The following is a 12,858-nucleotide window of genomic DNA, read 5'->3' as shown; positions in this document are numbered from 1 at the left end:
GCCGGGGTGGCGAGGAGCGCGGCCTCACGGGTCGCTAGCATCCGAAGTATGTCTGTCTACGAGAACGTCGAGATCGCCGCCCTCCAGGGTGGCCCCGCCGACCTCCCCCAGTACGAGGGCAAGGCCGTCCTCATCGTCAACGTGGCCTCGAAGTGCGGCCTCACTCCGCAGTACGCGGCCCTGGAGCAGCTCCACGCCGAGTACGCGAGCCGTGGCTTCAGCGTGCTCGGGGTCCCCTGCAACCAGTTCATGGGCCAGGAGCCCGGCAGCGCCGAGGAGATCGCCGAGTTCTGCTCGGCGACGTACGGCGTGACGTTCCCGATGACCGAGAAGGTCGAGGTGAACGGGGAAGGACGCCACCCGCTGTACGAGCGTCTGGTCACCACCGCCGACGCGGAGGGCCACGACGGGGACATCCGCTGGAACTTCGAGAAGTTCGTGCTCTCCCCCAAGGGTGAGGTCGTCGCCCGCTTCTCGCCGCAGGTGGTGCCGGACGCCCCCGAGGTGGTCGCCGCGATCGAGGCCAACCTCCCGAAGTAGGTATCCGGCCCCGGGGCCGCGGGGCCCCCCGCCTCGTGTGAGCCCCGCTCCGAGGAGTCGGCGCGGGGCATGTCGCGGGCGCCGTGACCGAGCAGGTCGGGCCCGATGGCGCCCGCGGAAACCCCTGTGCCGCGCGGCGGTCTCGCAACGCTCCCCCCGCGTCCCCGACAATGGCTGCGATGACGACCGAACCCGTCGAGTCAGCTCCCGAAATCCGGCTCTCCTCCGCCAGGGGCCGCTGGATCCTCGCCTGTGTCGTCCTGGCTTCCGGCATGGCGATGCTCGACGGCACGGTGGTGAACGTCGCCCTGCCGACGATCGGGCGAGATCTCGACGCCTCCCTGTCGAGCCTCCAATGGGTCGTGAACGCGTACATGCTGACGCTGTCCGCCCTGCTGTTGTGGGGCGGCGCGCTCGGCGACCGGATCGGGCGGCGGCGCGCACTCGTGCTCGGCGTGGCCTGGTTCGCGGTCGCGTCGGCGCTGTGCGGGCTCGCCCCCGACCAAGGGGTCCTCATCGCGGCCCGCGCGCTGCAGGGTGTCGGCGGTGCGCTCCTGACACCGGGGTCGCTGGCCCTCGTACGGTCTTCGTTCTGCCCCGAGGACCAGTCGCGGGCCGTGGGCGCCTGGTCGGGGCTCACGGGTGTGGCGGGTGCGCTCGGACCGTTCCTCGGCGGGTATCTGATCGACGGCCCCGGATGGCGGTGGATCTTCCTGATCAATGTGCCGCTGGCCGTGGTCGTGCTGCTGATCGCGGTGCGGCACGTGCCGGAGAGCCGTGAGGCCGGGGTCGCCGGGACCCGCTTCGACATGGCGGGGGCCACGCTCGCCGCCCTGTGCCTGGTGGGCATCAGTTACGCGCTCATCGGGTCGTCCGGCGGCGCGTCAGCAGTGTCGACGGCGCTGCCCGCCGTGCTCGGTGTCGCCGCCGGCGTCGCGTTCGTCGCCGTGGAGCACCGGCGCGCGAACCCGATGCTGCCGCCCTCGCTGTTCCGCTCCCGGCTGTTCAGCGCGGCCAACGCGATGACGCTGTGCCTGTACGCGGCGATCGGCGGCATCCTGTTCCTGCTGCCCGTACAGCTCCAGATCGCGCTCGGCTACAGCGCGCTGGAGGCGGGTGTGGCGACACTCCCGATCACCGTCCTGATGCTGCTCCTCTCCCCCCGTGCGGGCGATCTCGCGCGCCGTGTGGGGCCGACGCCGCCCCTGGTCGCCGGGCCGCTGATCGCGGCGGTGGGCCTGCTCCTGATGCTGCGGATCGAGCCCGGCTCGTCGTACGTGGCCGATGTGCTGCCCGCGGTGGCGGTCCTCGGCCTGGGCATGAGCGTGTTCGTCGCTCCCCTGACGGCCACGGTCCTGGCGTCGGTCGAGCCGGGCCGCGCCGGGCTCGCCAGCGGCGTCAACAACACGGCGGCCCGTATCGCGCAGCTCCTCGTGGTGGCGGGGCTGCCGCTGGTGGTCGGGCTGTCCGGGGACGCGTACACGCAGCCGGATTCCGTGAACACGTCGTTCCACCGGGCCGCCCTGGGCTGCGCCCTGCTGTTCGCCCTGGGTTCGGCGACGGCCCTCGTGTTCATCCGTCCGGCGGCGGTCCGCCCGCGGCTGGAGGAGGCGCCGAAGCCACAGTGCCGCGCACATCTCGGCGTGGCGGCACCGGCGTTGGAGCCGGGGACCCACGAGCGGGGCCGGCGGAAGGGGATGTAGCGGCGGGGCGTGCGGCCCGGCTCAGCTCCCGAACGGGACCTGGGGCGCCGTCAGCGCTGCCGCATCCCGGTGCGGGTGTGCCCACAGCCCGCGCGCGTGCAGCCGCGGCAGGACGCCCTCCCCGAACCAGTACGCCTCCTCCAGATGTGGATATCCGGAGAGCACGAACTCGTCGATGCCGATGCGGTGGTACTCCTCGACGCGGTCGGCGACCTCGTCGTGGCTGCCGACGAGCGCGGTGCCCGCTCCGCCGCGTACGAGGCCGATGCCGGCCCACAGGTTGGGGTGGATCTCCAGGCTGCCGGAGCTTCCGCCGTGCAGGGCGAGCATGCGCTGCTGGCCCTCGGACTCGCTGCGCGCCAGCCCCTCCTGGACGGACCTGACGGTGGCCGGGTCGAAGCCCTGAAGGAGCCGGTCGGCCTCCGCCCAGGCCTGCTCCGAGGTGTCGCGTGTGATGACGTGCAGCCGGATCCCGAACCGGACGGTGCGGCCCTCCTTGTCGGCGAGGTCGCGGATCCGGGCGATCTTCTCGGCGACCTGGGCGGGCGGCTCGCCCCAAGTGAGGTAGACGTCGCTGTGCCGCGCGGCGATCTCGCCCGCGACGGGCGAGGAGCCGCCGAAGTAGACCTCGGGGACCGGATCGGGCAGCCGGGCGAGCCGGGCGTCCTGCACCTGGAGGTGTTCGCCCGCCAGGTCGACGGTGTCGCCCGCCCACAACCCCCGGACGGTCTCCAGGAATTCACCGGTGCGCGCGTACCGGGCGTCCTTGTCGAGGAAGTCGCCGTAGGCGCGCTGCTCACGGCTCTCGCCGCCCGTCACGACGTTCAGGAGGAGCCTGCCGCCGGTCTGGCGCTGGTACGTGGACGCCATCTGCGCGGCGAGCGTGGGCGAGACGAAGCCGGGCCGGAACGCGACGAGGAACTTCAGGCGCTCGGTCTGCTGGCTGAGCATGGCGGTGGTCAGCCACGCGTCCTCGCACCAGGCGCCGGTGGGGGTCAGCGCGCCGACGAAGCCGAGGTCCTCGGCGGCACGGGCGATCTGCGTGAGATAGCCGATGGACGGGGGCCGGTCACCGCCCGCCGCGGTCACGGGTGTGCCGTGGCCGCCGCCGACGACGTGGCGGCTGTCGCCGTTGGTCGGCAGGAACCAGTGGAAGGTGAGGGACACGGGCGGACTCCGATCGCGGGGGTTGGTGGTGCCGACAGGTGCTGACGGGGCGGGTGTCGGCCGCTCAGCTCGCCGCGGCGAGGAGCGGCCGCGCGGTGCGTGTGAGTGCTCCCGAGAACTGGTCGACGACGCGGCCGAGCGCCTCGGCGGACCCCGGCGCGACACTGACCGTGCCGTCCGGTGCGACGGTGATGTCCTTGTCGAGGGTGAACCACCCCTGGACGATGTGGTCGGCGCCCATCGAGTTGAGGACGGGCCGCAGCGCGTAGTCGAGGGCCAGGACATGGGCGGTGGTGCCGCCGGTGGCGAGCGGCAGCACGGTCTTGCCGTCGAGTCCGTACTGCGGCAGCAGGTCGAGGAGCGCCTTGAGGAGACCCGAGTACGCGGCCTTGTAGACGGGAGTCGCGACGACGACGCCGTCGGCGCGGGCGAGGAGTTCGGTCGCCTCGACGATGGCCGGGTGGGCGAAGTCCGCCCCGAGGAGCGCCTCGGCGGGCAGGGTGCGGACGTCGAGGGCTATGACGTCGTGGCCCTGTGCTTCGAGCCGCGCGTCGAGATGGCGCAGGAGCCGCGCCGTGCGGGAGGTGGCGGAGGGACTTCCGGAAATGGAGAGGACAGTGGCCATGACGGGACCCTTCGGGCTGGAATTCGGCACGCGGAATGCGGAAACCGTGAAAGGCGGGAACGCGGGAAACGCAGGGGTACGGAAATCAGGAATTCACGCATGCCGAAGGCGTACCGAATACACGGTGCGGTTCAGTGCGGTGGGGAGCCGTGCGGAGATCGATCGGCACGGCGGAGGTGCGACGGCGCCGGTCGCCGGAGAGGCGGCCTGGTGGCCGGGGCGCTGGAGACCCGTCAGTGGGCGCGACAACAGAAGGAGCTGGAAACGCGCGCGAGATCGACATGGCGTCGCCGCGTGAGGTCCAGTCTCGTGTTCATGCCACCGATCCAACCAGGGGCGAGTCGGGCCAGTCAAGAAATCTCCGCGCCGGTCTCGCATCGCGGAACAGCCTTCCCCATGGGCCGGGATAAACCTCGAAGGGCGAGTTCCCTTCGAGAATCCCATGGGAAGTGCGGTTTATCGGCGGGTGCCCGCACCCTCGTGCGCCGCGCCGCGGCCCGGTGCACGATGGCTGCATGCTGTTCTCCCGGCTCGCACAGGTGTCCCAGGAGGTCGCGGCCACCAGGGCGCGGTCGCGGAAGATCGCGCTGCTCGCCGAGCTCTTCCGGGCGGCGGAACCCGACGACGTACCGATCGTGATCCCCTACCTGGCGGGACGCCTCCCGCAGGGGCGTCTCGGCGTCGGGTGGCGGGTGCTGCGCGATCCGGTGGAGCCCGCCACGCAGCCCCGGCTGACGGTCCAGGACGTCGACGCCGCGCTGACCGCGCTCGGCGATGTCGCCGGCGCGGGGTCGCAGGCCGAACGGAGTCGTCTCGTCGGGGAGTTGATGGGCGCCGCGACCGAGGACGAGCAGCGGTTCCTGTTCGGTCTGCTCACCGGTGAGCTGCGGCAGGGCGCGCTCGACGCGGTGGCCCTGGAGGGGCTGGCGCAGGCGACCGGCGCGCCGCCGGAGGAGGTGCGGCGCGCGGTGATGCTGACCGGGTCGCTCCAGGTGGTGGCGCAGTCCGTGCTGGCCGAGGGCCCGGACGCGCTGAGCCGATTCCGACTGACCGTCGGGCGACCGGTGTTCCCCATGCTGGCGCACAGCGCGTCCTCGGTCGGGGAGGCCGTCGACAAGCTCGGGGCATGCGCGGTGGAGGAGAAGCTCGACGGCATCCGCGTGCAGGTGCACCGCGACGGCGACGTCGTACGTGTCTACACGCGCACGCTCGACGACATCACCGACCGGCTGCCCGAGGTCACCGCCGCGGCGGCCGGGCTCGACGGGGACCGCTTCATCCTCGACGGGGAGGTCATCGCGCTGGACGGGGACAGGCGGCCGCGCCCCTTCCAGGAGATCGCGGGCCGCGTGGGTTCACGAGTGGACGTGGCGACGGCCGCGGGGTCCGTTCCCGTGGTGCCGGTGTTCTTCGACGCCTTGTCCGCGGGCGGGGACGAGCTGCTCGATCTGCCGTTCGCCGAGCGCCACGCACGCCTCGCCCGGCTGGTGCCGGAGGCGATGCGGGTGCGCCACGCCGTCGTACCGGACGGAGAGGACGCGGCGGCCCGCGCGGCCGCCGACGCGTTCTTCGCCGACACCCTGCGGCGCGGCCATGAAGGCGTCGTCGTGAAGGCGCTCGACGCCCCGTACAGCGCGGGGCGGCGCGGCGCGTCCTGGCTGAAGGTGAAGCCCGTGCACACGCTGGACCTGGTGGTGCTCGCGGCGGAGTGGGGCCACGGCCGGCGCACGGGCAGGCTGTCGAACCTGCACCTCGGCGCCCGCAGGCCGGACGGCTCCTTCGCCATGCTGGGCAAGACGTTCAAGGGGCTCACGGACGCGCTGCTCGCCTGGCAGACCGAACGGCTGCGGGAGCTGGCCCTGAGCGACGACGGCCACGTCGTCACGGTGCGGCCCGAGCTGGTCGTGGAGATCGCCTACGACGGTCTGCAGAAGTCCACCCGCTACCTGGCAGGCGTCACGCTCCGCTTCGCGCGCGTCGTGCGCTACCGCGAGGACAAGGCGGCCGAGGACGCGGACACCGTCGAGACGGTGCTCGCCGCGCACGCGACCTCGTAACAAGACCGTTTCTTTGCCAAATATTGGGGCCGATAGGGTGACACAGGCACCCTGTACTTGCAGGCGCCATGCATCATCCAGGACAAGCACGGACAAGGGGAGAGCTGTGCCCGCTTCACGTCTGAGCCGCACGCCACTGCCGGGGATCGGCTTCCGGTACGACCTGACCACCCGCGACCGACGCCAGGTGTCGGTGGTCGCGCACCGGGACGGCGGGCGCACCCTGAGCGCCTACCGGACCGACGACCCGGACGCCTGCGACCTGTCGCTGAAGCTGACGTCCGGTGAGGCGGCCGCGCTGATCGACGCGCTGATGCCGTCCCACCACAGTCCGAACCTGCTGCACACCACCGATCTGGGCCTGGTCGCCGAGCGCATCGAGATCGGCGCGACCTCGCACTGGAACGGGCGCGTGCTCGGCGAGACGCAGCTGCGGACCGAGACCGGCGCCTCGATCGTGGCCGTGCTGCGGCGCGCCGAGGCGATCCCGTCACCCACCCCGGACTTCCGGCTCGCCGGCGGGGACACCGTGATCGTCATCGGCACCCGCGAGGGCGTGGAAGCGGCGGCGACGATACTGGGAAGGGAGTGATCGGATGCACTCCGCGGTGTTCCTCATCGAGTTCGGGGCGATCATCCTCGCGCTCGGCCTGCTGGGCAGATTCGCCGGGCGGTTCCGGTTCTCACCCATCCCCCTCTATCTGCTTGCGGGGCTCGCGTTCGGCGAGGGCGGGCTGCTGCCGCTCGGGGCGAGCGAGGAGTTCGTGGCCATCGGCGCCGAGATCGGCGTCATCCTGCTGCTGCTGATGCTGGGCCTGGAGTACACGGCCAGCGATCTCGTCAGCAACCTCAAGACGCAGTACCCGGCGGGCCTCGTCGACTGCGCGTTCAACGCGCTGCCCGGCGCCGTGGCAGCGCTGCTCATGGGCTGGGGCCCGGTGGCCGCCGTCGTCCTCGCCGGTGTCACCTGGATCTCGTCGTCGGGTGTGATCGCCAAGGTGCTCGGCGACCTCGGCCGGGTCGGCAACCGGGAGACCCCGGTGATCCTCAGCATCCTCGTCCTCGAAGACCTGGCGATGGCCGTCTATCTGCCGATCATCACGGCTCTGCTCGCCGGGGTCGGCTGGGCGGCGGGCGGTGTCACGCTGGCCATCGCGCTCGGAGCGGCGGGCCTCGTCCTGTTCCTCGCCGTGCGCTACGGGCGGCTCATCTCCCGGTTCGTCTCCAGCGACGACCCGGAGAAGCTGCTCCTGGTGGTGCTCGGTCTGACGATCCTGGTCGCCGGGATCGCGCAGCAGCTCCAGGTGTCGGCTGCCGTCGGCGCGTTCCTCGTCGGCATCGCCCTGTCCGGTGAGGTCGCCGAGGGCGCCCACTCGCTGCTGCTGCCGCTGCGCGACCTGTTCGCCGCCGTGTTCTTCGTCTTCTTCGGGCTGCACACCGACCCGGCGAGCATTCCGCCGGTCCTGCTTCCGGCGCTCGCTCTCGCGGTCGTCACGGCCTGCACGAAGATCGCGACGGGCTACTGGGCGGCGCGGCGGGCGAAGATCTCCGTCAAGGGCCGCTGGCGCGCGGGCGGCGCCCTCGTGGCGCGCGGCGAGTTCTCCATCGTCATCGCGGGCCTCGCGGTCACGGCCGGCATCGAGCCCAGGCTCGGCCCACTGGCGACCGCGTACGTCCTGATCCTCGTCATCGTCGGACCGCTGACGGCGCGCTTCACCGAGCCCGTCGCGATGCGCGTCTCGCGGTGGCGGCACCGCGGCGACGCACCGGCCGTGGCGGTCACCGCCGGTACGGGGATCGTGCCCGCGCCGCGGGACGCGCAGGAGCCGGTCGGCCCCGAGGCGGAGGCGCAGGGCACGTCCGGGCGGGCCTCGAACTCCTCGTCCTGATCCGGTCACCCACCCGGGCGTCGACCATCCAGGTCGCCGCCCGGTACGGGTGCCATCGGCGTGGGGCGGGGCGTCAGAGACCTGGGGGTCTTCTGGAGGCACCATGGATCGCCCGCCCCGTTCCACCACCTGCGTCCACCACCGCTTCCGCGCCACCCATGGTCAACACCAGCCGGCAGGTGGGCGGTCCGATCGGGACGGCCCTGCTCAACACGCCGGCCACGAGCGCGGCGGCGAGCTCTCTGGTCGGCCGGCAGCCCGGTCCGCAGGCCCAGGCACAGGCGGCCACGGAGAGCTACTCGATCGCGTACTGGTGGCCGGCACTGTTCTTCGAGGTCGGCCTCGTCGTGACGTTCGCGCTCTACCGGCGCGGCGTCCCCTCGCAGCACTCGGAGGGCCGCGCGGAGGGCGCCGTTCACATGTGGCGCGCGGACACTGGTCCCATGGCGTACAAGAAGCAGAGCGCGGGCCTGCTCCTGTTCCGGCGCACGGCCGCCGGTACCGAGGTGCTGCTCGGACACATGGGCGGCCCGTTCTGGGAACGGCGCGACGCCGGGGCGTGGACCGTGCCGAAGGGCGAGTACGGGGACGACGAGGAGCCGTGGGCGGCGGCGCGCAGGGAGTTCCAGGAGGAGCTGGGTCTTGCCCCGCCGGACGGCACGCCGGTGCCGCTCGGCGACACCGTGCAGTCCGGCGGCAAGCACGTCACCGTGTGGGCCGTGGAGGGTGACCTCGACCTGGACGGCTTCGTGCCCGGCACGTTCACGATGGAGTGGCCGAAGGGCTCGGGGCGCATGGCCGATTTCCCCGAGCTGGACCGCGCGGCCTGGCTCGGGCTCGACGCGGGGCGGTCCCTCGTCGTGCAGGCGCAGGCCGTCTTCCTCGACCGGCTGGCCGAGCACGTCTGACGCCCGCGCCACCGGGTACACGGCCCGTCCGCGTTGCGCGGCGCGACGTGACGCGGGAAGGTCGAAGCACCGCGCAGAGGAGGTCACCCCCATGCCCATCGCGACGGTCAATCCCGCGAACGGCGAAACGCTCAAGACGTACGACGCCCTGACCGACGAGGAGATCGAGCACCGGCTCCTCCTCGCCGCCGGCACGTTCCGCACGTACCGCACCACCACGTTCTTCGAACGGGCCCGGCTGCTCCAGACCGCCGCCGACCTGCTCGACGCGGACCGTGACGACATCGCGCGCGTCATGACCACCGAGATGGGCAAGCCCGTCGTGGCGGCCCGCGCGGAGGCCGCGAAGTGCGCGAAGGCGATGCGCTGGTACGCGGAGCACGCCCAGGAGCTCCTCGCCGACGAGCACCCCTCGGCCCGGGACGTGGAGGATTCCGGCGCGGTCAGCGCCCATGTGCGCTACCGGCCGCTGGGCATCGTCCTCGCCGTGATGCCGTGGAACTTCCCGCTGTGGCAGGTCGTACGGTTCGCCGCGCCGGCCCTGATGGCAGGCAACGTAGGACTGCTCAAGCACGCGTCGAACGTGCCGCAGACCGCGCTGTACCTCCAGGACCTGTTTCGCAGGGCCGGGTTCCCGGACGGGTGCTTCCAGACGCTGCTCATCGGTTCCCGCGCGGTCGAGGGGGTGCTGCGGGACGAGCGGGTCGTGGCGGCGACGCTGACCGGTAGCGAGCCGGCGGGGCGTTCCGTCGCCTCGATCGCGGGCGACGAGGTCAAGAAGACGGTCCTGGAGCTGGGCGGCAGCGACCCGTTCGTCGTGATGCCGTCGGCCGACGTGGCGAAGGCGGCGAAGGTCGCGGTGACGGCCCGGGCGCAGAACAACGGGCAGTCCTGCATCGCGGCGAAGCGGTTCATCGTGCACACGGACGTCTACGACGAGTTCGCCGAGCTGTTCGTCTCCGGGATGCGGGCCCTGCGGGTCGGCGACCCGATGGACGAGAACACGGACGTCGGGCCGCTCGCCAGCGAGCAGGGCCGCGCCGACCTCGAGGAACTCGTGGACGACGCCGTGGAGTGCGGCGCGACGGTGCTGTGCGGCGGGCAGCGTCCGGAGGCGTACGCCAAGAGCGGCTGGTACTACGAGCCGACGGTCATCGCCGACATCACGCAGGACATGCGCATCCACCGCGAGGAGACCTTCGGCCCGGTCGCCACGCTGTACCGCGTCGGTGACCTGGACGAGGCCGTGACCCTCGCCAACGACTCACCGTTCGGGCTGAGTTCCAACGTCTGGACACACGACGCGGCGGAGATCGACCGCTTCGCCCGCGACATCGAGGCGGGCGGCGTCTACGTGAACGGAATGACCGCCTCCCACCCGGCCTTCCCCTTCGGCGGCATCAAGCGCTCCGGCTACGGCCGAGAACTCTCCGCCCACGGAATCCGCGAGTTCTGCAACATGACCACGGTGTGGGTGGGGGCGTAGCGGCCGACGCCGAGCTGATGGCGCCGAACTTCGGGCGCCCGGGACGAGCAGCTCCCTTGCGCCGCTTGCCGGATCAGCACGCGGATCCGGCCGGGATGCGCTGAACCGGTGGCTGGGTAGACCGCCCGCTAAGGTACGGGCGTTCGGAGGCCGTCGGTACGCGGTATCGGCACAGGGGGCATCGGGCCATGGGCAAGAGACCGAGTCTGTTCGAGGAGTTCTGCACCCAGGCAGCGCAGGCCTTCTCGTTCCTGGTCGAGAACGCCGGGTTCACGGGGCCCGAGGCGACGGACAACGGGCTGCGCTTCCGGAGGCCCGGACTCGTGGTCGACTCCTGGTTCCTCAACGGCCACGAACCCGGAGTGGTGACAGGTGTGAGCGCCCTTGGACCGGACGGCGCGGAGGGCCGGACGGCCTGGCTGGACGATTTGTACGTCGCTGCAGGCTGCGGGCCGGCCCAGGACGTACCCGGGCAGGCCCCCAATCGCCGGTCGACCCTGAAGCGGGTAGGCCGGCACACGGGGGCTCTGCAGCGTCTCTTGCCGTACCTTCTCGGTCCCGGGAGTGACGACTTGATCGCCCGGTCCTGTTGACCCGCGCCTACGGCCGGGCCGTGCCGTCTCCGTTTCCGTCGCGCGGCGTGCGCACCATGAACACGTCGATCGGGTCCTCCGATTCGACGGTGAACCCGTGACGCTCGTAGAGGCGGCGGGCCGCGCTGCCCTGGATGACGTCCAGGCGTACGGTCTCACCCGCTGCGTCGGCGCGGTCGAGCAGTGCGCGCAGGACGGCCGTGCCGAGGCCTCGGCCCTGGTGTTCCGGGGCGAGGTAGAAGTGCTCGATCCACTGGCCCCCGGACGGCGCCGGGCGCATCGTGACGCTGCCGGCGAACGCACCTTCGGCCAGGACGACGGAGGTGTGCAGCTCGGAGAAGGTGTCGCGCAACCGCTGGCGGACTCGGTGCTCGTCGTAGCGGCCGAGGCGCACGAGGTCCGGTCGCATGACCACGGCGCGCAGCTCGGCGATCGGCTCCACGTCGGCGGGCCCGGCAGCCCTCAGCTCCCACCGGAGACGGGGCGGCCGGAATCCCACGAGACCCTCCTGACCAGGCCGTTCCGCGTACTCCGTCGTGCACATGTCCATCGCCGAAGTATCACAGAGGCCACGCGCGGCCCGGTGCGCCGTCCGGGCGTCAGCGGCTGAGGCCCGTTCTGGCACGGTTCGGCCCCCGCGCGGGAGCGGGCGGGGGCCGAACCGGGCGCTACGCGCGCGTGACGGTCAGCCGCGGGCCGCCAGCAGGTGGTCCATCGCCAGCTGGTCGAGGCGCTCGAAGGCCATGCCGCGGGCGGCGGCCGCCTCCACGTCGAAGCCCTCGAAGGCGGACTCGTCGGCGAGCAGCCCCGACAGGCCGTCGGCGGCGGTGGGCTGCACCAGCTCGTCGAGCCGCGAGGCGCGCAGCGCCTCCTGGACCTCCGGGTCGGCGCGGAACGCGGCCGCACGCTCGCGCAGGATCAGGTAGTTGCGCATGCAGCCCTCGGCCGACGCCCACACTCCGTCGTAGTCCTCCGTGCGCGGCGGCTTGAAGTCGAAGTGCCGCGGCCCCTCGTACCCGGCGCTCTCCAGCAGGTCGACCAGCCAGAACGCCGAGCGCAGGTCGCCCGCGCCGAAGCGGAGGTCCTGGTCGTACTTGATGCCCGTCTGGCCGTTGAGGTCGATGTGGAAGAGCTTGCCCGCCCACAGGGCCTGGGCGATGCCGTGCGGGAAGTTGAGCCCGGCCATCTGCTCGTGGCCCACCTCAGGGTTCACGCCGTACATCTCGGGCCGCTCCAGGCGCTCGATGAACGCGAGGGCATGGCCGACGGTGGGCAGGAGGATGTCGCCGCGCGGCTCGTTCGGCTTCGGCTCGATCGCGAACTTCAGGTCGTAGCCCTGCTGAACGACGTACTCGCCGAGCAGGTCGAAGGCCTCCTTCATCCGGTCGAGGGCGGCCCGTACGTCCTTGGCCGCGCCCGACTCGGCGCCCTCGCGGCCGCCCCAGGCGACATACGTCTTCGCGCCGAGCTCGACGGCGAGATCGATGTTGCGGATGGTCTTGCGCAGGGCGTACCGGCGCACGTCACGGTCGTTCGCGGTGAACGCGCCGTCCTTGAAGACGGGGTGCGTGAAGAGGTTCGTGGTGGCCATCGGGACGATCAGTCCGGTGGCGTCGAGGGCCTGGCGGAAGCGCTTGACGTGTGACTCGCGCTCGGTGTCCGAGGCCCCGAAGGGGATCAGGTCGTCGTCGTGGAACGTCACCCCGTACGCGCCGAGGTCGGCCAGGCGCCGCACGGACTCGGCCGGGTCGAGCGCGGCACGGGTCGCGTCACCGAACGGGTCGCGTCCCTGCCAGCCGACCGTCCACAGGCCGAAGCTGAACTTGTCGTCGGGGGTGGGTCGGTACGTCATGTCGCGGCTCCTCGCCAGTCACGCCTATTTCGTCATGG

Annotated in this window: 13 protein-coding genes; 8 read left to right on the top strand and 5 right to left on the bottom strand. The window is 72.0% G+C overall.

The features are described 5' to 3' along the window. The first annotated feature begins 48 nt into the window (after positions 1-48). Complete coding sequence (locus tag LGI35_RS38895) at positions 49-540, top strand: glutathione peroxidase (RefSeq protein WP_227299126.1); 492 nt, start codon at positions 49-51, stop codon at positions 538-540. Between the two features lie 170 nt (positions 541-710). After that, positions 711-2,243, top strand: coding sequence for an MFS transporter (locus LGI35_RS38890; RefSeq protein ID WP_423835757.1), 1,533 nt, complete (start codon positions 711-713; stop codon positions 2,241-2,243). A 21-nt stretch (positions 2,244-2,264) separates the two neighbouring features. Here LGI35_RS38890 and LGI35_RS38885 read toward each other — a convergent pair whose 3' ends face one another. The 3 genes from LGI35_RS38885 to LGI35_RS46695 all read right to left on the bottom strand — a co-directional run bounded on the left by LGI35_RS38885 (position 2,265) and on the right by LGI35_RS46695 (position 4,352). Then, on the bottom strand, positions 2,265-3,410 hold the full coding sequence (locus LGI35_RS38885; protein WP_227299124.1) for an LLM class flavin-dependent oxidoreductase: 1,146 nt from the start codon (positions 3,408-3,410) through the stop codon (positions 2,265-2,267). 64 nt (positions 3,411-3,474) lie between these two features. Continuing rightward, entirely contained in the window at positions 3,475-4,035 is a 561-nt protein-coding gene (ssuE, locus tag LGI35_RS38880; RefSeq protein WP_227299123.1) for an NADPH-dependent FMN reductase, read from the bottom strand. A 233-nt stretch (positions 4,036-4,268) separates the two neighbouring features. After that, the gene (locus tag LGI35_RS46695; RefSeq protein WP_351435743.1) at positions 4,269-4,352 is read right to left on the bottom strand and encodes a putative leader peptide; all 84 of its coding nucleotides are present in this window, start codon (positions 4,350-4,352) and stop codon (positions 4,269-4,271) included. 198 nt (positions 4,353-4,550) lie between these two features. Between LGI35_RS46695 and LGI35_RS38875 the strand changes: the two genes are divergently transcribed. From LGI35_RS38875 to LGI35_RS38850, 6 genes are all read left to right on the top strand, one after another. Further along, positions 4,551-6,092 carry an ATP-dependent DNA ligase gene (locus LGI35_RS38875; RefSeq protein ID WP_227299122.1) on the top strand — a complete coding sequence of 514 codons (1,542 nt, stop codon included), beginning with the start codon at positions 4,551-4,553 and terminating at the stop codon, positions 6,090-6,092. A gap of 106 nt (positions 6,093-6,198) precedes the next feature. After that, on the top strand, positions 6,199-6,684 hold the full coding sequence (locus tag LGI35_RS38870) for a cation:proton antiporter regulatory subunit (RefSeq protein WP_227299121.1): 486 nt from the start codon (positions 6,199-6,201) through the stop codon (positions 6,682-6,684). 4 nt (positions 6,685-6,688) lie between these two features. After that, positions 6,689-7,981 (top strand): cation:proton antiporter, encoded by a 1,293-nt coding sequence (locus tag LGI35_RS38865; protein WP_227299120.1) that lies wholly within the window; start codon positions 6,689-6,691, stop codon positions 7,979-7,981. 443 nt (positions 7,982-8,424) lie between these two features. Next, complete coding sequence (locus tag LGI35_RS38860; RefSeq protein ID WP_227300702.1) at positions 8,425-8,889, top strand: NUDIX hydrolase; 465 nt, start codon at positions 8,425-8,427, stop codon at positions 8,887-8,889. A gap of 91 nt (positions 8,890-8,980) precedes the next feature. Next, positions 8,981-10,375, top strand: coding sequence for an NADP-dependent succinic semialdehyde dehydrogenase (locus tag LGI35_RS38855; protein ID WP_227299119.1), 1,395 nt, complete (start codon positions 8,981-8,983; stop codon positions 10,373-10,375). Positions 10,376-10,563: 188 nt separating this feature from the next. Further along, a complete protein-coding gene (locus LGI35_RS38850; protein ID WP_227299118.1) occupies positions 10,564-10,968 on the top strand; it encodes a hypothetical protein in 405 nt (134 codons plus the stop codon). Between the two features lie 7 nt (positions 10,969-10,975). Here LGI35_RS38850 and LGI35_RS38845 read toward each other — a convergent pair whose 3' ends face one another. Both LGI35_RS38845 and xylA read right to left on the bottom strand, forming a co-directional pair. Continuing rightward, positions 10,976-11,518, bottom strand: coding sequence for a GNAT family N-acetyltransferase (locus tag LGI35_RS38845; RefSeq protein ID WP_227299117.1), 543 nt, complete (start codon positions 11,516-11,518; stop codon positions 10,976-10,978). A 135-nt stretch (positions 11,519-11,653) separates the two neighbouring features. Further along, positions 11,654-12,820 carry a xylose isomerase gene (gene xylA, locus LGI35_RS38840; RefSeq protein WP_227299116.1) on the bottom strand — a complete coding sequence of 389 codons (1,167 nt, stop codon included), beginning with the start codon at positions 12,818-12,820 and terminating at the stop codon, positions 11,654-11,656. Between the last annotated feature and the right edge of the window lie 38 nt (positions 12,821-12,858).

Source organism: Streptomyces longhuiensis (assembly GCF_020616555.1).
In the GTDB taxonomy this organism is placed as follows: Bacteria; Actinomycetota; Actinomycetes; order Streptomycetales; family Streptomycetaceae; genus Streptomyces; species Streptomyces longhuiensis.
This window is presented reverse-complemented; position numbering and strand designations above follow the sequence as displayed.

What these genes read in the sequence shown, in the direction of transcription:
- LGI35_RS38855 (WP_227299119.1), top strand. Translation starts at nt 8,981, where the DNA reads ATGCCCATCGCGACGGTCAATCCCGCGAACGGCGAAACGCTCAAGACG.
- LGI35_RS38860 (WP_227300702.1), top strand. Translation starts at nt 8,425, where the DNA reads ATGGCGTACAAGAAGCAGAGCGCGGGCCTGCTCCTGTTCCGGCGCACG.
- xylA (WP_227299116.1), bottom strand. Translation starts at nt 12,820, where the DNA reads ATGACGTACCGACCCACCCCCGACGACAAGTTCAGCTTCGGCCTGTGG.
- LGI35_RS38845 (WP_227299117.1), bottom strand. Translation starts at nt 11,518, where the DNA reads ATGGACATGTGCACGACGGAGTACGCGGAACGGCCTGGTCAGGAGGGT.
- LGI35_RS46695 (WP_351435743.1), bottom strand. Translation starts at nt 4,352, where the DNA reads ATGAACACGAGACTGGACCTCACGCGGCGACGCCATGTCGATCTCGCG.
- LGI35_RS38875 (WP_227299122.1), top strand. Translation starts at nt 4,551, where the DNA reads ATGCTGTTCTCCCGGCTCGCACAGGTGTCCCAGGAGGTCGCGGCCACC.
- LGI35_RS38865 (WP_227299120.1), top strand. Translation starts at nt 6,689, where the DNA reads ATGCACTCCGCGGTGTTCCTCATCGAGTTCGGGGCGATCATCCTCGCG.
- LGI35_RS38850 (WP_227299118.1), top strand. Translation starts at nt 10,564, where the DNA reads ATGGGCAAGAGACCGAGTCTGTTCGAGGAGTTCTGCACCCAGGCAGCG.
- LGI35_RS38890 (WP_423835757.1), top strand. Translation starts at nt 711, where the DNA reads ATGGCTGCGATGACGACCGAACCCGTCGAGTCAGCTCCCGAAATCCGG.
- ssuE (WP_227299123.1), bottom strand. Translation starts at nt 4,035, where the DNA reads ATGGCCACTGTCCTCTCCATTTCCGGAAGTCCCTCCGCCACCTCCCGC.
- LGI35_RS38895 (WP_227299126.1), top strand. Translation starts at nt 49, where the DNA reads ATGTCTGTCTACGAGAACGTCGAGATCGCCGCCCTCCAGGGTGGCCCC.